This window comes from Candidatus Bathyarchaeota archaeon, from assembly GCA_025059045.1.
In the GTDB taxonomy this organism is placed as follows: domain Archaea; phylum Thermoproteota; class Bathyarchaeia; order Bathyarchaeales; family DTEX01; genus JANXEA01.
In genome coordinates this window covers 128502-155243 of record JANXEA010000013.1, presented here as the reverse complement: position 1 = coordinate 155243, position 26742 = coordinate 128502, and the positions used below count along the sequence as shown (strand labels likewise).

The 26742-nt window shown below is 46.4% G+C and carries 19 protein-coding genes, 2 tRNA genes and 1 pseudogene; 9 read left to right on the top strand and 13 right to left on the bottom strand.

All coding sequences use genetic code 11. The annotated features are described in order from the left end of the window. Positions 1–395: 395 nt before the first annotated feature. The 6 genes and pseudogenes from NZ952_05305 to NZ952_05280 all read right to left on the bottom strand — a co-directional run bounded on the left by NZ952_05305 (position 396) and on the right by NZ952_05280 (position 7410). A pseudogene (locus NZ952_05305) lies at positions 396–1067 on the bottom strand (ABC transporter ATP-binding protein). Between the two features lie 2 nt (positions 1068–1069). After that, the gene (locus NZ952_05300; protein MCS7120601.1) at positions 1070–3910 is read right to left on the bottom strand and encodes an FtsX-like permease family protein; all 2841 of its coding nucleotides are present in this window, start codon (positions 3908–3910) and stop codon (positions 1070–1072) included. A 245-nt stretch (positions 3911–4155) separates the two neighbouring features. Beyond that, positions 4156–4647: a hypothetical protein gene (locus NZ952_05295; GenBank protein MCS7120600.1), complete on the bottom strand. Its 492-nt coding sequence runs from the start codon at positions 4645–4647 to the stop codon at positions 4156–4158. A gap of 26 nt (positions 4648–4673) precedes the next feature. Then, positions 4674–5216, bottom strand: a complete 543-nt coding sequence (locus NZ952_05290; protein MCS7120599.1) for a PadR family transcriptional regulator — start codon at positions 5214–5216, stop codon at positions 4674–4676. A gap of 305 nt (positions 5217–5521) precedes the next feature. Beyond that, positions 5522–6664, bottom strand: a complete 1143-nt coding sequence (locus tag NZ952_05285) for an ABC transporter permease (GenBank protein MCS7120598.1) — start codon at positions 6662–6664, stop codon at positions 5522–5524. After that, on the bottom strand, positions 6664–7410 hold the full coding sequence (locus NZ952_05280) for an ABC transporter ATP-binding protein (protein MCS7120597.1): 747 nt from the start codon (positions 7408–7410) through the stop codon (positions 6664–6666). Before NZ952_05280 ends, NZ952_05285 begins: the two co-directional genes overlap by 1 nt. A 618-nt stretch (positions 7411–8028) precedes the next feature. On the opposite strand from NZ952_05280, the gene NZ952_05275 reads away from it, so the two are divergent. The 5 genes from NZ952_05275 (at position 8029) to NZ952_05255 (ending at position 9658) form a co-directional block, all read left to right on the top strand. Then, positions 8029–8250, top strand: coding sequence for a hypothetical protein (locus NZ952_05275; GenBank protein ID MCS7120596.1), 222 nt, complete (start codon positions 8029–8031; stop codon positions 8248–8250). Between the two features lie 15 nt (positions 8251–8265). Further along, positions 8266–8436, top strand: a complete 171-nt coding sequence (locus NZ952_05270) for a hypothetical protein (protein MCS7120595.1) — start codon at positions 8266–8268, stop codon at positions 8434–8436. Positions 8437–8508: 72 nt separating this feature from the next. Next, positions 8509–9027: a hypothetical protein gene (locus tag NZ952_05265; GenBank protein ID MCS7120594.1), complete on the top strand. Its 519-nt coding sequence runs from the start codon at positions 8509–8511 to the stop codon at positions 9025–9027. A gap of 170 nt (positions 9028–9197) precedes the next feature. Continuing rightward, positions 9198–9332, top strand: coding sequence for a hypothetical protein (locus NZ952_05260; protein ID MCS7120593.1), 135 nt, complete (start codon positions 9198–9200; stop codon positions 9330–9332). Beyond that, on the top strand, positions 9269–9658 hold the full coding sequence (locus NZ952_05255; protein MCS7120592.1) for a tyrosine-type recombinase/integrase: 390 nt from the start codon (positions 9269–9271) through the stop codon (positions 9656–9658). The genes NZ952_05260 and NZ952_05255 overlap by 64 nt, the downstream gene beginning before the upstream one ends. 20 nt (positions 9659–9678) lie before the next feature. On the opposite strand, the gene NZ952_05250 is transcribed toward NZ952_05255, so the two are convergent. After that, positions 9679–9801, bottom strand: a tRNA-Leu gene (locus NZ952_05250). A 134-nt stretch (positions 9802–9935) separates the two neighbouring features. On the opposite strand from NZ952_05250, the gene NZ952_05245 reads away from it, so the two are divergent. Together NZ952_05245 and NZ952_05240 are read left to right on the top strand one after the other, a co-directional pair. After that, complete coding sequence (locus tag NZ952_05245; GenBank protein MCS7120591.1) at positions 9936–11075, top strand: alanine--glyoxylate aminotransferase family protein; 1140 nt, start codon at positions 9936–9938, stop codon at positions 11073–11075. An 83-nt stretch (positions 11076–11158) separates the two neighbouring features. Continuing rightward, positions 11159–12373 carry a hypothetical protein gene (locus NZ952_05240; protein MCS7120590.1) on the top strand — a complete coding sequence of 405 codons (1215 nt, stop codon included), beginning with the start codon at positions 11159–11161 and terminating at the stop codon, positions 12371–12373. A 149-nt stretch (positions 12374–12522) separates the two neighbouring features. Here the strand turns inward: NZ952_05240 and NZ952_05235 are convergent, their stop codons facing one another. Beyond that, the gene (locus tag NZ952_05235) at positions 12523–15546 is read right to left on the bottom strand and encodes a hypothetical protein (GenBank protein MCS7120589.1); all 3024 of its coding nucleotides are present in this window, start codon (positions 15544–15546) and stop codon (positions 12523–12525) included. Positions 15547–15712: 166 nt separating this feature from the next. On the opposite strand from NZ952_05235, the gene NZ952_05230 reads away from it, so the two are divergent. Continuing rightward, entirely contained in the window at positions 15713–16099 is a 387-nt protein-coding gene (locus NZ952_05230; protein ID MCS7120588.1) for a hypothetical protein, read from the top strand. Between the two features lie 47 nt (positions 16100–16146). Here NZ952_05230 and NZ952_05225 read toward each other — a convergent pair whose 3' ends face one another. From NZ952_05225 to NZ952_05205, 5 genes are all read right to left on the bottom strand, one after another. Then, entirely contained in the window at positions 16147–18051 is a 1905-nt protein-coding gene (locus NZ952_05225) for an OPT/YSL family transporter (GenBank protein MCS7120587.1), read from the bottom strand. A gap of 10 nt (positions 18052–18061) precedes the next feature. Continuing rightward, positions 18062–22732, bottom strand: a complete 4671-nt coding sequence (locus NZ952_05220) for a M28 family peptidase (protein MCS7120586.1) — start codon at positions 22730–22732, stop codon at positions 18062–18064. A gap of 77 nt (positions 22733–22809) precedes the next feature. Further along, complete coding sequence (locus tag NZ952_05215; protein MCS7120585.1) at positions 22810–23460, bottom strand: hypothetical protein; 651 nt, start codon at positions 23458–23460, stop codon at positions 22810–22812. A 44-nt stretch (positions 23461–23504) separates the two neighbouring features. Beyond that, complete coding sequence (locus NZ952_05210) at positions 23505–25712, bottom strand: hypothetical protein (protein MCS7120584.1); 2208 nt, start codon at positions 25710–25712, stop codon at positions 23505–23507. Positions 25713–25891: 179 nt separating this feature from the next. Then, a tRNA-Leu gene (locus NZ952_05205) sits at positions 25892–26062 on the bottom strand. A gap of 332 nt (positions 26063–26394) precedes the next feature. Between NZ952_05205 and NZ952_05200 the strand changes: the two genes are divergently transcribed. Then, positions 26395–26643, top strand: a complete 249-nt coding sequence (locus NZ952_05200) for a winged helix-turn-helix domain-containing protein (GenBank protein MCS7120583.1) — start codon at positions 26395–26397, stop codon at positions 26641–26643. The last annotated feature ends 99 nt before the right edge of the window (positions 26644–26742 follow it).

The window sequence follows — 26742 nt, the reverse complement described above, 5'->3', positions numbered from 1 at the left end:
CAGTTATGCGGGTCGAGCAGTTTAGGTATAAGAAGAGAGGTTAAAGAAAATGCTTTGCGGATCCAGTCAGGCTTCTAAATAGCGCTCCAATATTTTTTATTATAAAACAATGTTATTCGTTTTTTATGCGATACTCCGTTCTTGTCTACTCGTCTGGATCAGATCGGTGATTATGTGACCAAACCCATTCTATGGAGCTCTTCTTGTAATCCCAATTTAATATTTTGGATACGGCTTCTTTGTTTCACATACTCCTCTCCATCGATCTCCATTTTTCTGAATCTTTCATCTAGCTTCCTCAGCTCAAGATCCAGATCTGCTAGCCTAGTTTTTATATGATCTATGTATGATGACGGCGTAGTTATTCCTGATTCCAGTCTTGTTGGAGCTAATACCTCTTTTATCACGCCATCTTCAATTCTCATGATTCTATCGGCTGCTCTGGCCACGTTTGGATCATGTGTGACGAGTATCACAGTCTTTTCAAGCTCTCTGCTTACCCTTATTAGGTAGTCTGTAACCAATTTTGCATTCAGTGTGTCAAGCTCCCCTGTAGGTTCATCTGCAAGTATGACTGGCGGATCATTGGCTAGCGCTGATGCTATGGCGACCCTCTGTTGCTCCCCTCCACTAAGCTCTTCAGGTTTATGGTCCATTCGATATGACAAGCCCACGATCTCTAGGAGATTTTTCACTTTCTCAGTTCTTTGTTTTCTGGAAATGCCTAGAGCCATCATTGGTAATTCAACATTTTCAGCCGCAGTCAATGTGGGTATAAGATTCAAGTTTTGGAAAATGTATCCGACAGTTTTTCGTCTATACTTTGTCAGCTCATGAGGTTTGAGTTCAGACACTTCGATGCTTCCCACCCTTATTGAGCCTGCGGTGGGGCGATCTAAGCCGCCGATGAGGTTAAGCAATGTTGTTTTTCCACTTCCGCTTGGGCCTATTATCGAGACTATTTCTCCGTCTTCTATATGTGCACTTAACCCCCTTAATGCGTGAACCTCAACTTTTCCGATTCGATAAATCTTGAATACATCTTTAACGATTACATCTAAACCCATTTTTATGTCCTCCAAATTAGCCTAGACGCTCTTATCTTGACCATTATGATGATGGGAATGGCTACTGATGCTGTGAGTAATCCGTAGATCCCGATTAAACTTGCCAAGGCATTCGCTGAGAAAACTACTCTTGAAGCAACGAGACCCGTCACTGTTCTAGTTGAGGCTACATTCCCTCTGTGAACCAAGTACCCTACGAAAGTGCCTATAGCACTGGCAACCAGTAGGGCGCCTAGGTTCTCAGCAATAAGCATCAAGATCACCTGCTTGGCGGATAGACCCTTAACCATGAGTAGAGTAATCTCCTTACGTTTCTCAAGTAGAGTAACAGAAGTTACGAGCGTAATGGCGATTGAAGCTGCAAGCGTTGCAAATAAGACGCCGAGTCTCGAAATATTTAGCGACCCGCTTAGAAGAACGTTCTCAGCTCGCAATCTTATCTGTTCAGCCGCCGTGTTGACCCACTCCACACCGGATAATTCATTGATCTTCTGGGCTATAGTTTCGCCGTCTTGACCTGGCTGGAGCTTAACGAGTATGCGAGCAGTGGATGAGACGCTTCCCTTAACCTGCGCAAAGAGAGAGTCACTTATATAAGAATGTAGGACTAGGTTCAGCCTGAGCTGCTGTGCTTGAGGTAAGCTTGAGATGATTGCTGAGCTGGGACCGTAGAAGCCTATAACTTTAAGGTTGAATGCCCTGTTGCCTATCGTTATCGAGACAATGTCACCGATTTTTACATAGTCGGAGAATCTTCCCTCGAGTATGATGGTTTCATTCGAGAGATCTTTAAAGATCTGCTCGGCTGGGCCTCCGACAAACCACTCATCTTCATAGTATGCGGCTTTAAGCCATTCTTCGGGGTTTATTGCAGAGAGCTGGGTTGAGCTGAAGTCGGCTCCCAGCACTGTCTGTCCAGTGAAGCCTCTATACTCAACGGCGACGGCTGCGATTCCTGGAACGTTAGTTAGCAGAGCATTTCTAATAGAGCTGATATTCTCAATTGAGTCTGGGATAATATTGATGTCTGAGCCGATGGTTTGGTAGATGAGTCTAGAGGTATAGTCCGTCTGGGTTTCGATTTGACCTACTGTTGAGACCGCGTAGCCGAGTATTATTGCCATGAGAAAGGTTGCAGACGCAATACGAGCGGCATTCCTATGTATGTTTTTCTCGGCTAACAGGCTGAGGTCCTTGATTATCGGAGAGGATACTCTTGCCAAAAGCTTCTGGAATTTTAGTGACTGCGCCACAAATATTTTTGTGAACCCCCAAAAGAAGAGTATAGGTCCAAGGTAAAGTAATAAACTGTCGATGAATCTAATGATCCTTAATAGTAGATTTATGAGGAAGCCCGCTCGCCCTATACTTAATATGCCGCTGGCCGCAGATAGCAAATCATCTAAACTTGAACCCAAAAGTAGCATTATTATCTTGTATGTTCCCAGCGACAAAGCCAACCAGATCCAGATCTTTCTGGGGGACTTGGGTTCCTCTAGACTTAAATATTCACGCAAAGTCTCCACAAGTTTTAGGTTGGCTGCTTTTTTGGCTGGCTGGAGGACGGCTAGGAAAGCGATAGCCACGCTGAAGAAAACTACGAGTAATACGGTGTCTGGACCAATTATTAGGAGGTCTATGAACTGGTTCATGCTGAAAATTGGCGATAAAATCTCGCCTAAAAATAGTCCAGCAACTGCTCCTATGATACCGACGATGATGGCTTCCATCAAGAATATTTTTAGGAGTTGCCTATTTGTGAAGCCTTTGGCGAGTAAAAGGCCTATCTCACGCCTGCGGAGATTGAATGAGACGCTGGAGGCAGTTAGACCTACATACCATGCTATGAAGAAGACTGGAAGTGAAAGTATGACCCCTTGAAGTGTCATGAGTGTTGAGAACCCCTCATAGATTCTGAAGACGTTCCCTATGTTATTGCTAACGTTGAGACCTACCGCGCCATAGTTGGTCCTTATTGTGTTGGTTATTATTGAGACAACTCGATCTATATTCGTCTTTGAGACCTCGATGTCCCAAGGATTCAGGAGATTATTTCTATCAATGTTTATGAGAACATTTGTTACAATAGGAGAGAAAGACGGTGTGTAAGAGTTAATTTCATCTAGGATTCTTGCAAGGGTTTTTTCCCAATCGATTATTATGAAATTATGTGTAACTCTACGAACTGCTGATGGCTGAAGAAGGGAGAGAACTGGCATAGTGTAGACGCCTAAGGTCATTAAGTAGGAGGAGTCGTCCATGTTCACAAAGCCTATCACCTTTAGGCTTCTTTCGATACGGTGCAATCGTGCACCTGAACCCGACCCGACAATTATAGGTATGCTTATCTTCAATGTGTCACCAGCTTTTATCCTGGTCGCTATAACAGATAGAGATTCGATGAAGGCTTCATTCTCTTCCGGTTCAATACTCATCTCGGAGACTATGTCCTTGTAGATGCGGGAGCCTTTTGAGATGCCCACTAAGCTGTCAACAAAAAACCTAAGCGTCATATTTGATCCGTCTGGCATATACAAAGTGATTGGCATCGCTTGTACAGAATTGACTCTGGAGATTACATCAACACTTTCAACTCCATCAATATTTGATAGAAGATACTTGAGCAACGTAGTGTTTTGTGGAGAGAATACGGGAACGGTGGAGGGGGTGACAACCACGTCCGCATATACTTGCTCAAGTTGCTGCTGGAGACTTTTTAAGCCGATGAGGTCTATGCTTATGTTTATGCCTGCGAAGAAAGATGAGGCGAGTATCACGCTGAGCAATAGGGCTATGAACAGATTCCAAGAGCGGGAGACACGCTTGGTAGCATAGGTTATCATGATCAACGGCCATTTGCCACCTGATTTATGCAGCGAAATGTTAATTTTCCATCTTCACGCTGTTTTGCATGTGTTTTACAGGATTAAATAAATGCAAAATCGGATTTGATTATCCATAGGAAATTTTCCCTGCTGTTCCCGCCCCCAACATTAACCTCTCATTAGCAAATTCACAGGTTCCCCGAGACATTTTCATCATCTCCATGCGGGATGCGTCTAAGAGCAACAGGCTGGTACATGTTTCTTCACCATCTCCCACTCCAATATCTCCTTCTAGACCTCCAGAAGATAATTCTAACGACAGTCATAATGATCGTCGCAATAGTTACGATAATTAGGAATTCTCCAGGGAATAATCTGACTCCGCTGAGATACAGAAGACAAAAAATTGCTAATGAAACAATTAGGCCAATTGGCAGCATGAGGATAAGACGGAGATAACGAGGCCAGCCGCGCATCTTATTTCTCTTCCATCCAGCTTGGTCGCTTCTATGTCCCCTTTTGAAATATTGTTCTTCTAATTGGCTAAGCCTACTCTCATCCAGATAATATTTACCGTCAACCTCAACAAAGATTCCCAGCCGACCGAGCCGCCGTCTCATAGCCAACTCAAAGTATGGCGGTAACCCCAACTCCTGCGCGGACAACGCCTTCTCAGGGCTAATGGCACCTTTTTCACGGAATCTCTCCACTATCTCCATAAGTCTCCTTCGAACTTCTGCTTCACGTTTAAACATGTTGTCTCTATGCTCCTATGCTACGGCTATTTTTGACCGACCTTCTTACTTAATCTCTCAATCTCTTCGGATGCCACGTTCAGGAAATCCTTGATCTCCTGTACTGATTGTCTATCAGGGTTTTCTTGCAGCGTCCGCCTGAGAACGAGTAGTGATCGAATAAGTCTTCTAACAGGTTCTCTGAGCTCCTGCAGGTGTTCAGGCCAGAATCCTACGAATATCAATGGCGCCAAAAAATCCATCCTTTCCTGCAAAATTTCTCTAAGCTTCATCTGTTCCCTCAGGAATTCTTCACCCTTCTCAGTGAGTATATACCTCTTGATTCCATCCCCTTCTTCATGCAATTTTCTCGTGTAGCCTTTATCTTGGAGCCATGCAAGAAGCGGGTAGACTGAACCTGGACCAGGTTTCCATCTTCCCTCAGTCTGCCTCTCAATCTCCTCCATTATCTCGGAACCCGACATCGGCTTCTCCTTCAACAACCTTAGAACTTGATATCGCAAGAAACCTCTTGGAACACTGGCCACGTATCTTAACCAACGCCTTGAAGGTCTTGAAACCTCAAACAACCAGATACGCCTCCAAGACACAACTGAAATCTTATTTGATATCATTAGCAATATCAAGAATGATTTATAAAGCTATTGCCACACTCGACATCCCTCACAAACCCGCTCTTTCCAAGGCCGCCGCAGGCACACGCCCGGCTTCCGCAAACGTTTGAAGAATAAAAACATGAATTTGAGCCAAAGCTAGCAGAGTATATAAACACCTAGGAGGGGGGATCGAAAATAACAGTGAAATTCTTTTTATTTTCGATATCTTTATGAATCACGGATTTAGGATGTGTTTTGTTTTCTCCACCCTTTCCCCTCTATATTTTGAAGTGTTTTGCATAGAGAATTATGCCTATGGCTAAGATGGCAACGCATGATAGTGTTACCGTTACCAGGTCTAAGATTATTGTTGGGCTTGTGGTGGAGGCGCCTCTGAGGAAAAGGGATGTTAAGGCGTCTGTGACGTAATAGCTTGGCACGAATCGACTGAGAGTTTGCGCATTAGACGAAAGCGAGGCGCCAACAAAGGTTCCGAGGAAAAGTTGAGGAAGCACGAAGAGGAAGGATATTCCAGTAGCTGCTCCGGACGTTTTTGAAACGGTCGCCGTGATTAGGCCGAAGCCCACGTTAGACAATGAGAAAAGTAGAACGAAGATGAATGCGAGAAGGTAGGCGTAAAAGCTGACGGCTGGCCTAAAGCCCATCAGATAGGTTGCAGCAAAAACCAGCACTGCCTGGATTAGGGCTATAAGCATATAGGACAATGTTTGGCTGGTCATAAACTCGGCTGGCGTTATAGGCGTTGTCCTAATCCTTTTCAGCATGCCGTTTTCGCGGTCTTGTGTGAAGGACTGGGCAACCATCATTATGAGAAATATTGAGGCGAAAGTGAACATGCCGGGCGCCATAAACTCGAAGGCTGAAACCCCCTTAGCCTCAATTAGGGAGGCAATTTGCACGTTGACGGGGCTTGGAGCCGCCTGCTGACCTAGAAACGTGGCTAAAACGTTTTGGACTATGGGCGGCACCGCCTGCGTGGCAACAACTGAACCCTTATCCAAATAGAGTAAAATCGTGGTGTTCACCCAGCCACTTGGATTGTTTGGCGCAGCGTAATAGGAGGCGAGGCTTTGGCTGAAATCGGCTGGAATGATTATGGCGGCTTGAATTTTCCCTTGAGACAGGTCGTCTTGGGCTGTCTGGTTGTCAGCGTAAATGTGCATTTGCAAAAGCGGGGTGTTTGACAATGCTTCAATGAATTTTTGCGATAGGCCGCCGGAATCCATGTTGACGGCGCCAATGTTGTAGGTTGGCTGGGAGCTGCCTAAACCGCCGAAAGCCGCTCCGAAAGTTAAGACGAAAACTAATGGGAATAGGAAAATCATGAATAGGACGGCTGGTTCCCGAAAGGTTTTCTTCAATTCCTTTTTTATTAGGGCGTTTATTCTTTGAAAATTCATTAGATTTCCTCCCTTATCCTTCGCCCAGTCAATTTTATGAAAACTTCTTCGAGGTTGCCAACATCGTGCTTGGAAATCAGGTTTTTCGGCGTATCAAGGGCTATAAGCCTTCCACGGTCAATTATGCCTACACGGTCGCAGAGGGATTCCGCCTCCTCCATGTAGTGAGTTGTTAGGAAAATGGTTTTGCCTTCCCTTTTCAGTTCCCGCATGAAATCCCAGACGGCGCGGCGAGATTGGGGGTCCATGCCCACGGTGGGTTCGTCTAAGAATATGATTTGGGGATTGTGGATTAAAGCCAGAATAATGCTCAGCCGCCTTTTCATTCCGCCGCTGTATTTTTCAACCTTTCTATGGACGTCTTGAATTAACCCTAATCTTTCAAGAAGCATCTCCCGTCTACTTCTAAGCATTTCCTTGTCTAAGGCGTATAGGTTTCCAAAAAGCTCCACATTCTCCACACCAGTCAAATATGGGTAAACGGCAGTCTCTTGAGGGCAAACGCCTATAAGCTCTTTAACTTCGGCATTTTCCCTCTGCACGTCATAGCCGCCCACCGAAACGAAGCCGCTTGTAGGCTTTAAAAGGCCGCAAAGCATATTCACAGTCGTGGTTTTTCCAGCCCCATTAGGGCCGAGTAAGCCGAAAAGTTCACCCCGAAAAACCTTAAGACTTACACCATCCACAGCGACAACATCTTCAAAACGCTTGACAACATTCTCCATTACCACGGCGAACTTATCCATAACCAACGCTCCACATCAGCCATTGTTGAACAGTACACGCAATTATAGGTTTCGCCACGCACCTGCCTATCATCGGCATTCTCATAGCAATATGCTATGTCCAAGGCATAACTGGGAAGCATGGATATTCGTGAAGTTACGTGCCTCGATAAGGAGGTAACCATACATCTTGTTTACCAGGTATTTTCCCAATGCTCACCTTCAAGGTTGTATTCGAGAAGGAGATTGGCACTTCTAATAGACTTCCAGTTTTCCCTTCAGCTTTTCCATTATGGGTTGAGGTCTTCCCACTCTTCGTCTGTTAGCAGTGCGGTTCCACTCTTCTCAACTATTGTCTTGATGAGTTAATTCGTGTTTGGTTCTTCCGCTGCGGTTTTCGGCACAATTAGCCATATATCGAAGAAAAGTGTTGGCCAAACATTCTTCTTCATTCCAGCCCTTTCAATAAGCTCCTGACAAGCTCTCTAAAATAATGGTAGCTCATCCTTTCACGTTTGAGTTGTTGCTTAACGAAATCTACAATGGGGCAGATGGATCCCTTCCCTTAGGGTGCTTCATCACCCATTTAAGAAGAAGCATACAACTCGCCACCAAAGGAATCCTCTTAGCGCCACTTGAATGGGTGATCTTCTCAGGGCAGGTTGCAAGTCCATGCCAAAGCCAGGCGGCTTAAGGCTTCCAGTCTTCATGGGTAGGGAGGCGAGGCTGAACAGGGCCATCTTTAAGGTTCTTGCAGAAGAGGCGCCTCTCACGGCTTATGAGGTAACTAAACGGGTTAGGGCGCAGAGGCAGTTTAGCCGCGTAAAGTACTCTGTGGTCTACCGCAGAATTAGTCTCTAACAAGCAAGAGATATCTTGAGATGGCAGGAGACAAGGGCAGGATTCAGAGCCCCTCTTTACTGGTTGACGGTTAGAGCTGCCTTGGCGGTTGCATTAGGCAGCCTAGATCTGGAGAGGCTTGTTGAGGAAGCTGAAATACAAACAGTTATCTCTGCTTTGGCTTCCATGTTTATGTGTTGGGTGTAAAAAATAAGGGTTTTGTTGGGTAAAGTGTTGCTTGGTTTCGTGGGGGCTGGGTTTTCGGGTTGAGGCGGCGGAGTGCCAAGCGACTACTTCCGCTCAGACCCTCCCATCGCAAATTCCGGCGAGGCTGAGCCGCCTTACAAGGTCGCCATATGGTTTGCTTTTGGACAAGGAGATGCTCTTGCCCGTAACTGGCCCAATAGCAATGCAGAGTACCAGAAGAACCTGGACAGCATCATGAAAGAAAGCGACCTAATACCATTCATAATCGGGTACCCCTATTATCTGCGCGGCTCATACCAGGAAACGCCAAAAACAAACATAGTTCCAAGCATGAGCGAACAGACTGTTCCCGAATACACGACGCTTGTCGCGTACACGTTTGGAGTGAAGGCACGCGTAGCCGGAGCAATATACCCAAGCGGCATGCACTGGCACGGCGAGCCAGCCTTCCACCTGCGCGGAGAATGGTTCAGCTTCTACGGCTGGGGAGACTACACAGAATTCAAGAAAGACTACATAGATAAGCCAGCCTCACCGCAACTAGAAATAACTGGAACAGACGGAAGATTCGCGCCAGTCAACCTGGGCTAGCTCAGCCTTTTCGCCCACAGCCCCGACAGTACAGTCTCGCCTTTAATATGTACTTTGAAGGCCGCTTTAAAGTACACTGTGCATTAGCTAAGCTTGCAAGGTACAGTGTACTTTGCCTGCGCCAGAAACGTCTTATAGTTTTCCTCAAACAAATGTTTAAGGTGACAAGATTGGTCAGCCTTGTTGAGCCTTGGGAGGATCTTGAAGAGTATGCTCGGTTGCGTAGGACAGGCGCGGCATGCTGGGAACGATTCCAAGAGACCGTGAAAGAGTCTTCAGCCGCTATAAGGATTTGGACAGTATAGCAGGCACATTCGGGAGGCATAGGAAACGATTAGCACATAAACTTTCAAACCCAAGGCTTCTGAAGATTAGCTTCCACACGCTACGGCATTGGAAAGCCACTATGGAATACGCTAAGACCAGAGACATTCTACACGTGATGAAAACGCTTGGACATAAAAGCCTAAAAAACACATTAATCTATACACAACTGACGAAAAATGAGAACGAGGATGATTTCGTCTGCAAAGTGGCAAAGACGCCTAAAGAAATAGCTGATTTAATAGAGGCTGGATTTGAATACGTCTGCGAGCAAGACGGCCTCAAATTCTTCCGGAAAAGAGAATGAGAATGCAGGGGGTTCATCCGTGGTGCGGGGGGTGGGATTCGAACCCACGGAGGCCTACGCCAGAGGATCTTAAGTCCTCCCCCTTATCCTATGGGATCAGGGATTTCTGACCCATTATTTAGACCTGGCTCGGGTACCCCCGCCGATATTTTTGAGTGGAGCATGTGTAACTTAAGTTTTACCGTGCCCTGCGGAGTTGTGATAGAGCGTAAAGCCTTTATATCATAATGTTTATGCTATTTGGGTTAAGATGTTGCCTGAGGTATCCGATTTCGCCATGAGGACTTATGGTGAGCTGAGGCCGCCTAGCAGGCTTCTCTTGGGCGCTGGGCCGAGCAATGTTGACCCCTGTGTCCTGAAGGCTTTGTCCTTGCCGATCGTTGATCATCTTGATCCATTCTTCATGAGGGTGATGGACGAGACTGTTGAATTGCTTAGGTACTGCTTCCGCACTAGAAACTATATTACCTTTCCGATCTCCGGGACGGGTTCAGCTGGAATGGAGAGCGCTATATGCAACACTGTCCAACGCGGCGACGATGTGGTTGTATGCGTGAACGGGTTCTTCGGCGAGAGGATGGCGGAGATGGTGAGGAGATGCGGCGGCAACCCTATCCTGGTCGAGGCGGATTGGGGGGAGGCTGTGAGTAAAGAGGCTGTTGAATCTGCACTGTCCGAGTCCGATGCGAAAGTTGTCACTATCGTTCACGCTGAGACTTCAACCGGGGTTCTCCAACCGATAAAGGAGATCTCAAAGGTTGCACATGAGTACGGTGCGCTTCTACTCGTCGACGCTGTGACGTCGCTAGGCGGATGCGAGCTCGACGTAGACGGGTTCGGGATAGACATTTGCTATGCCGCCTCTCAGAAGTGTTTGGGTTGCCCTCCCGGACTGGCCCCCATCACCGCTAATGAACTGGTGATGGAGAGGATTAGGGGTAGGGAGAGTAAGGTTCAGAGCTGGTACCTTGACCTCTCAACCATCGAGGAATACTGGGTTAAGAATAATAGGGCGTATCATCACACCGCGCCGATTCTCCTAGTTTATGCTCTAAGAGAGGCTTTGAGGCTCCTCTATGAGGAGGGACTGGAGGTTAGGTGGGAGCGGCATAGGAGGAGCTGGAGCCTCCTGGTTGAGGGGCTTGAGGATCTTGGACTTGAGTTCCACGCTGATGAGAGGTATAGGTGTCCAGTGATAACGTCGGTTAAGGTGCCAAAGGGGGTTTCCGACGAAAATGTCCGCAGAACTCTCCGCGAGGAGTTCAACATAACGATAAGCGGAGGCCTTGGGAAACTTAAAGGCAAGATTTGGCGGATAGGCTTGATGGGTGTAAACGCGAATGAGGAGACTGTACAGATACTGTTGAGGGCTCTGAGGGAGGCCTTGAAGAAGGAGGGGTTCCACGCCGGACAATAGCTGCTTGATTAAGAAGAATCCCGATCAATTATCAAATAATTTTTATTGATGATCCGCCAATCCTCAGTATGCTTTGAGCCGGAGTGTCTAGGTTGAAGAGGAGAAGCATATCAGACGCTGTGGATCATGGGATTATAAGGTTGGCCCCGGCATGGGTTCCAAGAGACTTTCTAGTTCCAGGTGGAAGAATTAGGCTTTCACCCCATGACCTTTATGCTCTAGGCGTCGAGAGAGGCGGCATAGATGAGAGGTGGCTGGCTTCAACCGTGAGGGCGGACAACCCAGGCGCGCCTGAAGATGAAGGTTTAAGCTACGCCGTGATAGAGGATGAGGGGAGAATTGAGAAGGTTCTCTTAAGCGATCTGATCGCCGAGTTTGGTGACAGGATTCTAGGCAGACAAGTAATGCATAGGTATGGCGGTTGGACGGTTCTAACCAAGTTCTTCGATAACGCCTGCCCAATCCCGCTTCACCTACACCAGATGGAGGAACATGCCCATATTGTTGGCCGGGAGCCGAAGCCCGAGGCCTACTATTTTCCGCCCCAATTGAACATGGTTGAGGGAAAATTCCCCTATACATTTTTCGGGCTGGCTCCGGGAACCAGTAGGGATGATATTAAACGTTGCCTTGAGAGGTGGGAGAATGGGGACAATGGCATTCTAGCGTATTCCCAAGCCTATAGGCTCGTTCCAGGAACAGGCTGGCTTGTGCAGGCAGGGATACTTCACGCCCCTGGAACACTTGTTACATATGAGGTGCAGAAGGCTTCAGACGTCTTCGCCATGTACCAGTCTATGCTCGAGGGCAAGCCTGTTCCGCGGAGACTACTGGTTAAGGACGTCCCTCCAGACCTCCAAGGCGACTTAGACTATCTGGTAGACATGATCGATTGGGATGCGAATTTAGATCCGGAGTTTAAGAGGCATCATCATTTGATCCCGAGAAATTTGAGTGGGGGGCAGGACGCTTTAGATGATGGTTATATAGAACGGTGGGTAATCTATGGATCTGAGGATTTCAGCGCGAAAGAGCTCATCATATATCCGGGTCGGAACGTGAAGATCATTGACGAGGCAGCCTACGGCTTGATAGTTGTTCAGGGGCATGGGAGAATCGGCGGATTTCATGCTGAATCACCTACCATGATTCGTTACGGAGAACTTACCAGTGACGAATTTTTCGTCACTGTTGAAGCTGCTAAAGAGGGTGTTGAGATCTCCAATCAGAGTAGAGTGGAGAACCTTGTGATCTTGAAGCATTTCGGTCCCGGCAACCCTTCCGCCCCTAAACTCTGACGTTGCTTTATTTTATGAATTGCAAGCCTCCCTCCTATCATAATTATGGTTTAGGAGACAACAGTTAGTGAAAGTCTGTTTCCGCCCGGCCTACATCCCAGTTTGATGTTGGAGAATCTATCCGAATGTTTTGAGAATAAATTTTAGGTTTAGCCGCCGATTATCCTCTTCTTGTTCTTGCTCCACTCAATACAGAGGGAGTGGACGAAATCTATTGTTCTGTCTATTGAGTCTTCAGGCATGCCTGGAGCGGCTGGTTTCGATTTTAGCCTTACACGATAATAATCTTCCCCGGGACTCTTGATGCATATCAGCTCGTTATTTGTGCCTCTTCTTGTTCCCGAGATAGTAAAGTAGTAGTTGAAGTTAATCGCCTTTACAAGTTCACCCTTCACATTCTCTATTTCCGGTATCTCCTTAACCTCCTCAACCCTCTCCATTGCCCCCGTCTTCATCTCTTCAAGCCTATTGAGTACGAGGCCGCAGAAGAATGGCAGCTCGCTTGGGAGGATCTTAACGGGCATGCTTACCTCCTTGGCCTGATAAACCTTGAATATCTCCTCTCTGCGTGTTCTCTGCTCCTGCTCGCTGAGCTTGAATTTGCGGACCATTGATGGCGTATATAGCCTAACAGCAAGGATTGCTGGTCTAATCGCTGAGATGACGGATGCAATCATTGCAACCGCGAAGCCTATCGCGCTCCACCACCATTCTAGCTTCTCCCTCACCATTAATGTTTGCCCGAAGAAGGTTGCGATCCGATAGAAGCCCAGCCCGAAGAGGTATCCAACTCCACCTCCAACCATGCCTACTATTATGGCTTCCGCCAAGAACATGAACCTTATATGAGCCGGATTGAGACCTAGCATTGAGAGTACTCTAAGCTCCCCACGCCTCTCATACACAGCGTTAAGCATAACCGTGCCTATATTGAGGATTACCATCGCTAGAGGGATTATTAGCTCAGCGGCTCCTTTTATCTCGTAAAAGGACCCTATGAAATAATGTGTTATAATATTATTCGATGAGATGAAGACATCGTAATGGAAGGAGTATATTAGGGTTTTTATCATATCCTGAATTTTAACTGTGGCAGATGGCTGGAAGATTATCTCATGAATCACTGCAATTTGAGGCGCTCCCTTTCCCGCGATTTCATTAATCTTCTCCTGGAGCATGTTAGCCGTCTTCCAATGCATGAGTATAACCTCGGTAGCGTTGCAAACTCTTGGGGTTCCGTCGGGAAGAAGCCTTATCGGCCCGAAGGATTGCCCGTCAAGGTCAATGATACCTGCATATACAGAGTCAGAGAATATGCCCACAACTGTGAAGTTGCCAATAAAGCCCGATACACCTGCTATGCTTAGGTAGACTGTCTGGTTTAATCCTAGTCCCAGGATCGAGGCTGCCGTGCTGCTGACAATTATTTCGTCGGCCACGCTCTCATTGAAGGGTCTTCCCATGCTTATTAGGCCTGTTCTAATTTTCATCACAGGATCATCTGCAAGCGACACCCCCTCAATCCCATATATTGGTAAATCCTTGTTATTTGCGGGGTTGATGATTTGAGCTATGGGGTTCATGCTTGGGGAACTCTCAAATCTAGGTGAGAGCGTCATTGCGCTATAGAGCCCAGATATTATCTCCATGTCACTGATGGGAAGCGGGCTTGATAATATTGAAGTCGCATTCTGAAGCCGTTTTACAAGTATCCCATTTGCACCTGGGTTAACGTTTATGTTCTCTGCAACTATGTCGAAGACTGTTCCGAAGGATGTTAGAGAAACGAATGCCAGAACGAGGATGACGGTGGAGAGTATCGTGAAGAATCCTCTAAGTTTCTTTCGTCTTATCTGCCTCTTCCCCATCGAGAAGAGGATTGAGACTGCGCTCTTCAGTGACACTTCACCTTCAATCTGCCTTTCCTTCCATATCTTTGGAACCCCGAAGACGACAAGCAATGTCGCCGCAACTGAGATTACAGCGGATTCTATGAATAATATCCTATTCAGATCCATTATGAGATGCGCCCCAGGGTATATGATGTAGAAAATGCCTAGGAAGGCGGTATAGATCATGATGCTTGAGATAAGCTTCCTCTTCTCGTTCTCAAAGAAGAAGAAGGCTAGGATAACGCTGAATATTGCAAGGATTGCTGGCATGTAGACCGCGCTTGTTATACTGACAGTTTTCATGTTATTTAGATTTAATGTGATGAGCTTCGTCCTTGTTAGGATATCGCTGAGCACTACCCAGCATTCTGTATAGTTTTTCCTTTCAAGATATTTTCCAGCCTCGGTGAGCCTAGATTCAGCTTCAGCAAGTTTCGACCTATCCTCGAAGACTACAAACCCTATTCTCTGAGCCTCGTCCAGGCTTGAGGAGACCTCGGATATTCTGTTGTTAAGCATATTCATGCCATGTCTCAGCGAGTACTCTGATAGATTGAGGGAGATTTGCTGGGCCTGTGTGAGGTTGAATGGTCTTCCAAAATCGTCAAGCGTCAACCTCTCAGTTCGGAAGCTGTAGGTCTTATATACAACTCCATAATCCATCCTATACTCTTCAATAAGAAATGCTGTCTCAACCACCAATTTTATGGGTATATTAGCTGGTACGACAACTACTCGCCGGCTGATGCCGAGTAGCCTTGCATAGGACGAGTCTCCATACTCTCTCAGATATCTCGTCTCTGTTTGGGGGAGGTAGCCTAGTTCAGGATTTACTGTTACTAAATATCGTTCTCCAAGAGATGAAGATTCAGGCGAGTAGAAGCTTCCATCTATTGTTATAGATGCGCCTGGCAGCAGCTGCATTGAAACATTCTTTGAAACTTCGCCGTAGGCAAGCTTGAATTCATACATTCCAGGAACGTAATCCAATCTTCCATCTGTAAGGTTCCCACGAAACGCATAGACCAGGTACTGATCATTCCATAATAGGATTGAACCTGATATCACGTATTCTCCATTAACGCTGGTTTGGTAAACCTCTCTCATATTGCGATTCAGATTCCAAATGATTACTGTCGCTCCAATAATTGGCTGACCGGTAACAGCATCCCTCACCCTTCCATATATGATAGGTTCGATCTGAGCTTCGCAGACATATATTCGCAGGGTTGCGAACATCAGGGCGGCGAGCAGTACCGGCGTAATCTGTCCGCGCGACATATCTTTTCATATCTTTTTTCGTTACTCCATATTTAAGTGTTCCCAAAATTTTAATTTTGATATAAATATTGACGTTGGTTACGGATTAGTAATGGAGAGAATAGCCTTTGCATAATTGTTAAATAAAGTTTTATGTAAAATCTTTCAGGTTGCCGGGCTGGTTATAATGGCTAGAGAATTATCTTTAGGGGTAGTCCTTTCGGGGCTTTTCATGCTGCTATTTGGATTGTTCAGGGTCACCATCCAGCTGTATATGGTAAACTTTGATCTTGGAGTCTTCTTCCGCCCTCCTTTCGACCCGCTTATTCCATTGTCAATATGCATAATCTATGTTGTCTCAGGCATAATCATATTTCTTTCATGGCCGATTGGACGTGTCATAGCCGCCTTCGCCATCATAATTAATATCTTAGTCGATTTTGGAAAGGCAATCTCTATCTACGGCTTAGACGTTTTTCTCAACCTACTTCTCATCTACCTGCTTGATCTCATCGTCTTAGCCTATCTCATCTACTCTTCTTTACAGGGGGAGGAAAAAGAGGAGGATTTCTAATGGCCAAGGGATTAGGACCGCGTCATGCATGATGGGAGAAGTCTATTCTAATATGGCATTACCCAGAGGGACCGCGTGATCATCCCTATTACGCTTACGATTATGATTGATGTGGATTCTCCGAGTGAGAGGCCTGCACTTAGAACCATTCTGTTTCGTCTCCACCAGTCCCTTCCAATTCTCCACTCGATAAATCTTCCTATTATTCCTCCGAGGAATATTGTTACTGCATAGGGTATTGCAGTGTTTACTCCGACAGCCAGCCCTATTATGCTTGCGGGTATTTTCAGCACCGCAATTATGATTCCGCCTGCAAGAGTCAACGCGAATGCTCCAGCAACCCATATGGGATCAAATGCGGTGAACATTCTGCCTGCTATCCAGAGTGAGTCGTTCGTTGCCGATATCGGCCAGTATATGGCAGTATATTGATACATCACGGAGGGGATAGGCGCTATTGACCAGAAGTTCTGAACGTAAACGAAGCCCATTACCGTAACTATCGGCAGCACTAATAGGAAGACTTTTATTAGGCTTATAGGATCCGTGTCGTTTAATTCGCAGACCTTAAATGTTCCGCACCATCCGGCTCCCCCTGTGCCTATAATCGGATCCATGAACCATATGTCTTTGCCCTGATAGAACCCGGTCGAGATATATGAGTACTTAAATATTGGTATGACCTGCCGGGGCTCTCCTATCTGGAGGCCGGTTACACCTAGGGAATACGCGTTGATCATCGTCCAAATGAATGACCAGCCAACCGAGAATCCGAGCATTACTAGGAGATAGATTATCCCTGCTGGTATTAGCATGTAGGTTATGGCGACCGAGGCGACTGAGGAGCCTAGCCATATTGCAAGTAGAACTGGTAGAGATGTGACACTGAGACCGCCTTTCTCTATCTTCGACAGCGATCTGAAACCCGCGGCTATTGCCTTTCTGGCTTGTAGCAGCGGGATCACAGCTGCTCCCAAGGCAACGCCAACTAAAGGTCCCGCCCACGCATGAAGGTTCGTCCTATACATGATGTCAGCTATGCTCATACCATAGAAGTATTCTTCCGCGAACCCTGTTAGACGGAGGCTGACGAGCAGCGGATTGGCAATCATGTACAATGCGACTGATCCTGCAAGAATGCTCACAACCGTGCTGAACGGCAATATAAATCCGCCTATAAGGGTCAGTAAGCTTGTCGCTATTCCGAAGCTTGCTCCAGGTATGCCTGTCTGGATGATTTCGTTCATGTCAGCCCATGGTATAGGTGCGCTGCTGGGGACGCCTGTGAGTAGCTGATTCAGTATGGGTGGACCATAAAGTATGAATCCATATATAATTCCGAATAGGCTTCCGATCAGGAAGATTGTTCTCTTCTCCTGTTCCGGCTCGACGATAGTGGCGATTCCCACTGCTGAAACCTCCTGCATTGGGAAGGGTAGCTTCATCGATCTGATATATATCTCTCGGGTGATGAGGCCCATGCTCAGGTTTACGGCTTCCCCCAGAATTAGCATGATTATCCCGATGATGATTGGCTGCGTCCAGCTTGGGTGTAGAAAAGTTCTCCTCTGCCACGCCTCAATACTTGTTGAAGCCCACCATCTCGGTATCTCATCCGCAATTCCGAATAGTTTAGCGATGGGCGACTGGGCATAATAGGCCCTGTAAATCATGTTTATGAAGAAGGGTGTTCCAGCCATGCTTCCCCCAACGGCCGCGAGGAGGAATATGATTGTTGCCTCTTGTTTGCTTATGGGTTTTCCAGAGAGCCTCATTATCTCCGCAAATATTATTACTGTTATCCAGCTTATGGCGCCTAGCCCTCCACCCGTAGTCAGCGACAGCCAGACCATGGCTGGTTGAAATACGAAGATTGCGTAGAGCAGAGCTATCACTGTGACTGGTGTAAGCCCGCTTCTCAGGAGTTTTTCGGAGCTGCCAGATTTTTCCATCCCACCTCACCTATTTCTTTTCCTCTTTCAAGTACTTCCGCCTTTCTTCTGGCGGAAGACCTCTCCACAATAGGAATTGTTCTCTAACCTTTGTGAGGAACGCTCTATTATGGTCAGCCCATGCCTTCGAAGTTCCCGTAAGCCTCGTCAGATGTATTACGATGTTCCATTTCCCCGATCTGTTGATCAGCTGTATCTTTGTCCTCTGTCTTATCCCTTGCTCATATGGTACTATCCTCGTTTCAGCATCAAGGATTAGTGCTGGGAAACCTTCAACGCGGGTTTCCATTATATTTAGGGATGAGACAGAGAACTCTGGCGCGACTGGGCTCATATGATGCTCAAAGTATTCTTTAATGAAGTTTAGTATGCCCGCCGCTTCTCTCTCATCCGCTGGGAAGAAGGGAAGCGGTATTGACCATTCGTCTCCAACAGGCTTCGTAGGTATCCTCCATCTCCTTTCCAATGAGGGTGTGATCATTCTCGCAGCGGATATTGTTGGATACAAGGTTGACAAGATTGTTGCAAGGAGTGAGACTCCTATTGCTCCTGCCACCCATCCTGAAGCGTAGTTCATGAAGCCCAATTGGAGACCCAACGTAACAGCAGCCCGTCCAACAGTCATCGCCACCACATAACCGATGAGGCTTCCGACAACCGCGTATACGGCCGCCTCCGCTATGAACATTATTGATATGTGAATGGGGCTTAGACCAACGGAGCTATAGATAAATAGGTCTCTTTTCCTCTCATGTACGCTTCCCAGCATAAGGTTGAATATTGTTAGTCCTACGAGGACAAGCGCGATGCTCTGCTCAGCCATACCTGTACTCTTAACAGAAACGGATACCGTCAGCGTGTATAGATTCTTGTCTTGGTACACCCAGACCTGCGATGTCGAGCCTCTGAACATGCTGAAGATTTCGCCAGCCTTATCTATATTTGCGCTCCTGTTCAGAAACTTGAGTGCAACGCTGCTCGTCATAACCCCCTCAACTATCTCAGAGTTCCTCCAATGCTGTCTCAAGTAAGGAGCTAGCTTCGCCGGCAATATTATCGTCTCGCTTGTAAACAGCTGTGCTGGCGGCGAAACTGACACCCTTCTATCGATTGGTGTCAGGGCGAAGCCAGTTAAGTCAACTATCGCATCGAAGAAGCCGTCTTCAACTATTCCGACTACACTGAGTACCAAGCCACATAGGTTTATCTTGTACTTGCCCCTCTCTGGGGAAAGGTCTTTCGGGATTCCTAAACGTTCAGCAATAATATCGGGTAGAATACATGCATAGAGGTCCTGCTCATTAAACCAGTCGCTGTTGTTTCCGACTAAGGCTTGGGCCACACCTGTAAGCTTTGCTTCTTCAGGCGTTAATAGGGTTATGCCCCTGATTAGAGTGGGTTTGCCTGATGGCTCCTTCTCTTGGGGCAATCTGCATACGATCAAACCGCATGATACTCGGCTTGGATGCGTTGCTATAAACCAGATTCTAGGGGCAATTATGGCTTCTGACCCATATTTAGCCTTGAGGTATTGAATGGCTCTTATGCCAATGCCATACCTGAACCCCTCTAGGGTCTCCCCGAAGTTTTCTCTCATGACGACTATTCCTTCGAATGGCGGAGTATACTTCGGGGACTGCTCTGTCTTCCTGACCATCTGAACGCCAGCGACAGATGTGAACAGAACTAATGCTAAGCTTAGTATCAAGATTGAGATCAGTGTGAGAGCCGTTCTGAACCTTGTCTTCCTCATGTTTTCTATTCCAGTCGAGAATGCTGTGGTTGCGAAGGACATACGCCCTATCTCCGCGACGTGCATCCCGAGCTCTCTTCGTCTTATCGCGTTCAACAGTGTGTTTGTCTGGCTACCTATTATGAAGAGGATAGGTATTACCAGAGCCAATATTGCAAAGCTAACTAGAACCATCATTGCTGAGGACGCTATCGTGAAACCTGGATGCATTATAGAAAATATTGCTACTAGCCCTGCATAGATGGCGACAATTGCGCCCAACCTCTTATACCCGGAGTAATGGAGGAATAATCTTTCCGCCAAGAATACGAACGGTATTATCAGGGCGCAGAAGAATGGGACAGTAAAGATTGTGTCCTCTAGTGTGCTCCTTAGCGAGGCATATGCTTCAATTTCATTCTTCCAAGCTTCAACCGCCTTGACATACGCAACACTGTAATTGTAACTCTTTAAGGCGGCTCTCATCTCTTCAAGAAGGATACGTGACTTGGCATGCAGTTCCGTGTAGATTCCAGATATTTTGGCCGGCTCGGCCACCCTCATAATCCTCTCTTCATTGATATAGAATAGGTCCCTAGCGTAATCGTATATGCTTATTATGAATTGCTCACCCTGCCTGAGGGTGTATCCGTAACCTTCACGATTATCCTTTGTCGCGTTTGTGAAGATTGCGTATGGTCTGTTGGCTGCGTATGGGGAGTATATAATAAATTCTAATGGCACGTTGGGTTCCACGTATGCCATAGCGATGTTCGGACCTAGGTCATAATAGAGCCTCTCCGAGGCTTCGACCCTCGGCAAATTATGGTGGATGATCGGTGTGTGGCCGATGAAGTATCTGACGCTCATGACAAAGGATAGATATGAAAGGTCTAGATAGTCTGGCTCAATATAATCGAAGAGGACGAAAGCCGCGCATGGAAATAGAACAACACGCCTGAGGTTGAAGTTGCTTTGACCTCGACATACAGCCCCTGTGAGATGCCAATATATTGTTTGTGGAAGATTGTATTGTCCGAGATCTCTTGCCATAAGAACATTACCCTTTGAATCTAAGAGATACATGTTGAACATTTCGTGGTGCTGCCAAGACCTATCTAAGTGCTCGCTGCCAATCTCGCCGATGATCTCAGCAACACCTGACTCGTTTGCTAAGGTTACAAAGGCTATCCGATCCCTATAGAGTATTAAACCCTCATATGTTCCATGACTAGCCGTATGAACTACTAAAAGTAGCTGCTGGTTCTCTTTTGGCGCGACATTGACATACCAACCTGTGGTTTCATCATACATCACTGCTTGGAAGTAGTTTCTCATGTATGTCTGATGGTTTGAGACTAACCCTTCTGTCCCGATATCGCAGTATAGGCCCCAGTGCTGCTGCGGATTGTTAGCAGGGATTTTAGTAAGATAATCTGTATGTAGAAATGTGTGGAGCCAGGAATAAAGAAGTTCCATCTGCTCCTTGACATTGGGAAGCAAAGGCTCTATGGCCTCGTATGTATCCGTAGGCGTATAGTAGAACCAATCAAAGCATCTTGAAGTCATAAATAAGTATCCGGGGCACCTTGGACTGTTAGGCGCAAGAAGTGCCTCCATGTCAACCCACCTCATATAATTTGGACTCTGCACGGGATAGGTGTCAGCTGCTGAGATGGCAAATGATATTGATTGACTTCCTCCTGTGCCATGCGGTTCAAGACCATAATCTTTCCCAGTCTGCTCCATAAGCAGCCTATAAGTGTCTATAATGTAGTTTATGCCATCTCCCGGCATCTTCTCTTCTTCTGGTTGTATGTAGAAACCTCCGCTTGGGGTTGGATAAAGGAGTGGAGTGTCCGGGATTATGCTTATTCCGAACCCTGCAACCACATATTTTGCGATGCTTTCCGCCCTATAATGCGGAGAATCCTTAGGATATACTGGTCCATAGACGTAATCAGCCACAAATTCTCTTGCTCCCCATATCCCTTGGTGATGGCCTGAAAATGCTACGAACATAACTGTGTAGTCTGGCGGTTTTTCGCTGTAATACTTTGCAAGCGTCAAAAGGATGGCCATGCTTACAGATTCCGATGCTCCTGGGGATATGCTTGGCACGACGGAAAGCGAGTCGTAGTACGCACCTATTACAACCCAATTGTTCGGATATTTTGTGCCCCTAACAAAGCCTATTATGTTCTCTGCGGTTCTCATCTCCCATTTTGTAAGCCCGTTCAGAGTCCCTATTAGCGGCTTTCCAAGCTTTTTGCTTTGCGCAAGAGCCAACAGAATCTTAGAAGCGTCTTCTCTTTTAATGTAGAATCTGGGGAACTTGAATGCAAGCCTTTCAAGCCTCTTCTCTAATGCCTGCTCTCGATTCGTTGTCGCGGGTTCTATGAATATTACAGCTTTTGCTCCTAGCTTGGCTACTTCTATCCAATTTAGACCGCTGTTAAAGTCCATAATAACAATTGACCCTTGGATTGGATTGCCGTCCAGCTCATTTAGCTCTCCGGTTCCAACGTATACCAACGGTCCTGAGACATTCTCTGCGATTACCGGAACCACTACGTTCGGCATCAATGGGTATGCCTTGAAGAATGTTCCATCTTCTAGAGTCAAATTTCCTCCGTAGTCAACCAGAACTGTCAAATTATATTTGTGAACTGTGACATTGGTTAGATACTTATTAAACCAGTCTAGAATGTAATCTCTGGCAATGATGTATCCCTGAGAGGTTGTGTAGCGAGTTCCCAGGGAAGATAACGTCTTAACAATGGTTTTAACTTCTTCATAATCTCTGTTCGCCCTCTCAACTATGGGTAGGTAGTTGATTTTCGGAATCACTCTAGGTTCATATCCGCTTACCGACCATACTACATTTAGGCCAGTTAATACAAGAATTGAGAGAAAAAGTGTTAAGGCAATAATCTTTCCCGCCTTCATCCGCTTCTTACTCTCCAAATCATTATCGATTCGCATTAAAATATAAGACTTTCTTTCCACTCTTCTCAAACACTTTTTTAGTCTTCAGAGAACTTGTCCGCCAACTTTGCTAAGAAGTAGTTATTTAAGGCTCTGGAGGTTTCTGAGATCGCGTCATAAGCCTTAATGAAGTCTCTTCTGCATTTTTTACGGCTGAGCCCTTCAATTGGAAACATAAAAGTTTTCACAGCCTCTACAAGCCAATATGGACCCATCGCGACACGCCTAGTCTCATCAGATCCTAGGAACTTCGTGCCGCCCAGGAGGGAGATCATCATCTCACTGAATTTTGCGTCTTTTACAGACATTTTTAGTTCCTCGCTACGATTGAGAAACGATGGAAGGTCATGGTAAGGGATGGTGGAGCCCGCTTCATCATGTTCCGTAGGTTCTATCATTTGGAAGACAGGAATTTTTCGGACAATTCCATGCCAAGTCAACTTGCATCTCACATTCCTTAGATGCTCTAAAAATTTTATGGATTCTGTGTCAGTTTCCCGAAATGGAATCCTCACCATGGCTATGAACTCCCATCCAATCTGTTCACCGAGAAAGAAGACGTAGTGCGGCCTCAGCAGCAGCTCCTCCAACATTTCATCCTTAGGATGGATAACTATTCCTTCTCTAGTTTCGATCCAATCTCTCACATAGTCTCTAAGTAACTTGACCGGAAGCGGAGTCTTTTTCATGCTTCTCCCAAAAATGTGAGCATATAAAAAGGGGGATATGGAGGTTATGTTGCCACGATTCTTCCAGTGAACCAGTAGATGATCTCGTTTATTGGGAATATCAGCGCGCCGCCGACTATTAGACCTACAGAGAGCGGGACTAAGCTCTTCTCGTAGAATGTAACTCCCCACACCCTAATGACTATGAATTTGACGATCAATGCCACGAGGAAGAAGAACCATGCGTCATGGATGTTTCCTCTACATACTCCCCATAGTACGATTGTCCATGGGTTGTAGATGAAGGCTGGGAACTTCGCTCTAAGTATGAAGCATATTAATCCGACGGCACCGCCGATGATGTATTGGTATGTTATGTTTGTCACGTCTGGCCATGGGTCTCCGTAGCCCATGTACCAGTAGCCTCTCCATCCTATGGGCGCCCCTCGAGAGGCAGTGTATGACGTGTGCCAATCATGTCGGATGTGCTCTTCCGCCAATCCTTGCTGTCCCTGCCAGTTAGCGGTGCAAAGCAGCCAGCTCCATAATGGGTTGCAGACCCAGTATGCTACGACGATGCCTATAATAGCCGCTATTAGCAGATCTACTGGTCTCACCTTAGCTTCATGTCCGACTTTGAATCCTTCCAGCATATTCGCTATTGGTATTCCAATTGGACTATTCTGGTTGCAGAACATTCCATGTGTTGACTGGAACGTCCAGTAGTATATCATGTTGCGTCCAGAGGCGTTACCTGCAACGTCAGGGTAGCCCATCAACTGTGCCATCAGAGCTCTCGGCCCCCAGAATCGCGGCGAGAAGTAGTATAGGACGACGTAGCTGACGAATCCTCCGACTGCACCTGTCTCAGCTCTGAGCCTTGCCTCTCCTAGCCACATTATCAATGTGAATATCAGGAATAGGGCCGTAATCCATAGGAATGGACGTATATTGTATCCTCTGTATTCAGGTATCGCGAACAAGAGTACATATCCTATGAAGCTGAGTATCAGCCCGAGCCAGTACCATCTGTATTTTATGTCGCCTCTCTCAAGCTCTGGCTGAGGCTTGAATATTGACATTATCACTGACTTCACATGTCTTCTGTGAACCCACATCGGGTATATGGCTCCCACTATGAGGATACCGACCGCCCATGCATTTAGGCCCTGACCGCCTGGGCTGACCCTTATGAGGAGGTTTTGTTCAACTTGCCTGATGTACCAGAACATTGTCGCGGTTGCTGGCGGAGGCCCATAAAAGCCGACTATCCATTGAAGATTCGCTATTATCACGACGAATACTATCCATGTGATCTGATGGCTTATGAGCACGTCAAGTGGCAAGAGAAGACCTAAGCCTAGGATCCAAGGTGCCGTGAAAACTATCCTAACTGGAATGTAGGGTATGATCTGGTTCGCCGATGTTGCATAGAACTGGTATGCTGTTGCGCTGATCCCCATGCGCGGCAAGATTAGTCCAAGCCACGCTGGGATCATAAGGCCTTGAGCGACTAAGAAGCCGATCCATAGCCACTTATTGCTTAGAAGTTTAGGTTTAGTTCCTAAGAAGCCTGCTTTACCCTCAGGCAGCGTTGTAGCCTCATTAATTAGGCATGTGGCTGCAGCAGCATTTGGGAACGGCAGAGCTTCAACCTCGATGTACTGCTTGCGGATGAGGGCTGCAACACAGAACCCCATTATGAGTAATAGACCTAATTCGAAGAAACCGAACACGTAACCTGGGAAGTATAAGTCCCACCTGACTGGTACGGCTACGTTAAGCGGTCTCCCTACAGGGCCCCCATTAACGTACTGGTATTCCCATGTTCCGTCAGGAAGTCTCTTCCATGCCGGACAGTGCCACGGCATTATCCAGAAGTTTCTTTCCGGATAATCTCCGTCAAGCCATGGCGCTCCTGATAATGCTATTGATGGAAGTGCCATCATGTTACCCGTCTTGACGGTCAAGGGATAAACAACGATAACCATTGCGAAGATTACCGAAAGCTCTTGCCGAGTGAACCTCATCTTCTCCGGAAGGAGAACGAAGACAAGCAGCGGGCAGAAGAACGTGAAGAGCGCTCCAGCCCAGAACATCCAGTAGATCGACATGTTCACACGGTCGGCTGGCAGATAGGGCTGAAGGTATGTGTTCATCGGATATGTATACGTGAAGAGTGTGCTCCAAGCGGCAAGCAAAGCAACAAGGACTACGCCGGTAACCACCGCCTTCGGTGTTAAGCCACTCTTTAATTCTACTTCCTCAGACATATTTGCCACGTATATTTTTTACATGTATTATCAATTTATAAAACTTTTTATTGTAAAACTTTCTTTTTACGCGAAAATGGGAAACAGCCGACTGAAAAGTTTCCATATTTAAATAACTGAGCGGTCTTTTGCTAAGATCACGCCTATATCGATTTGATGCGGCAAAAGTATATGCAAGGTGCGGGGGGCGGGGTTCGAACCCGCGCAGGCCTACGCCAGCAGGTATCTTAAAAGCTGCCTAGAGAAACCTTCTTTATACATCAATTAATCACTTTCCTTTTCGGATGGATTATTTTTCCTCTGCAGCGTATTCCTAAGCCTGCCTCCTTTGACCACTCGGACACCCCCGCCTATCTCGGATTAAACGGTCCGGAAAAATATTAAGGTTTTTGGTAAGTTTCAAGGTTAGAGGTGCAGCCATCTCATAATATGGATTTTCCAATTATTGGAAAAGAATGGAAAAATTTTCCATGTTAGGAAAATGATTTCCATTTTTGTCAGATTAACTTTAAATATTGGATTTTTTGATTAGGTGACGAACGCTTTAGAGGGAAGGCTCCTAAGATGACTGATGGAATCTGTTTCAACACAAGCCTGGCGGCCTCGCTTATACGAGGGCTAGTCAAGGAAAGGTTTAGATTGATGGGTGTATAAACTTAAGAGGTATTTGGAGACGTGTCGAATGGAAAGAAGAAACTGTATAGAGATAACAGTTGAAATTCTGCGTATCGCCAGCGCTGGCGCGAGAAAGACGCAGATAGTCTATGGCGCGAATTTGAATCACTCCCTTCTTAAGCAGTATCTAGAGAGGCTTGAGGAAAAGGGTCTCATCAAAAGGGAAAGAGACAAGGAAGAAAGATTCAAAACAACCGATCTCGGGCATCAATACATTGAATACTATCGTAATCTGCAGCTTCTGGCAAACTTCTGAAAATGCATAATGTACCGCGCTGTATCCTCATAGAGTAGGCGCCTAGCTCTCAGGCGAATCATAAATTTCGTTTTAAATAGAAAAATCATTTAAGCAAAG

What these genes read in the sequence shown, in the direction of transcription:
- NZ952_05300 (MCS7120601.1), bottom strand. Translation starts at nt 3,910, where the DNA reads ATGATAACCTATGCTACCAAGCGTGTCTCCCGCTCTTGGAATCTGTTC.
- NZ952_05295 (MCS7120600.1), bottom strand. Translation starts at nt 4,647, where the DNA reads ATGTTTAAACGTGAAGCAGAAGTTCGAAGGAGACTTATGGAGATAGTG.
- NZ952_05285 (MCS7120598.1), bottom strand. Translation starts at nt 6,664, where the DNA reads ATGAATTTTCAAAGAATAAACGCCCTAATAAAAAAGGAATTGAAGAAA.
- NZ952_05280 (MCS7120597.1), bottom strand. Translation starts at nt 7,410, where the DNA reads ATGGATAAGTTCGCCGTGGTAATGGAGAATGTTGTCAAGCGTTTTGAA.
- NZ952_05275 (MCS7120596.1), top strand. Translation starts at nt 8,029, where the DNA reads ATGGGTGATCTTCTCAGGGCAGGTTGCAAGTCCATGCCAAAGCCAGGC.
- NZ952_05245 (MCS7120591.1), top strand. Translation starts at nt 9,936, where the DNA reads ATGAGGACTTATGGTGAGCTGAGGCCGCCTAGCAGGCTTCTCTTGGGC.
- NZ952_05235 (MCS7120589.1), bottom strand. Translation starts at nt 15,546, where the DNA reads ATGTCGCGCGGACAGATTACGCCGGTACTGCTCGCCGCCCTGATGTTC.
- NZ952_05230 (MCS7120588.1), top strand. Translation starts at nt 15,713, where the DNA reads ATGGCTAGAGAATTATCTTTAGGGGTAGTCCTTTCGGGGCTTTTCATG.
- NZ952_05225 (MCS7120587.1), bottom strand. Translation starts at nt 18,051, where the DNA reads ATGGAAAAATCTGGCAGCTCCGAAAAACTCCTGAGAAGCGGGCTTACA.
- NZ952_05220 (MCS7120586.1), bottom strand. Translation starts at nt 22,732, where the DNA reads ATGAAGGCGGGAAAGATTATTGCCTTAACACTTTTTCTCTCAATTCTT.
- NZ952_05215 (MCS7120585.1), bottom strand. Translation starts at nt 23,460, where the DNA reads ATGAAAAAGACTCCGCTTCCGGTCAAGTTACTTAGAGACTATGTGAGA.
- NZ952_05210 (MCS7120584.1), bottom strand. Translation starts at nt 25,712, where the DNA reads ATGTCTGAGGAAGTAGAATTAAAGAGTGGCTTAACACCGAAGGCGGTG.
- NZ952_05200 (MCS7120583.1), top strand. Translation starts at nt 26,395, where the DNA reads ATGGAAAGAAGAAACTGTATAGAGATAACAGTTGAAATTCTGCGTATC.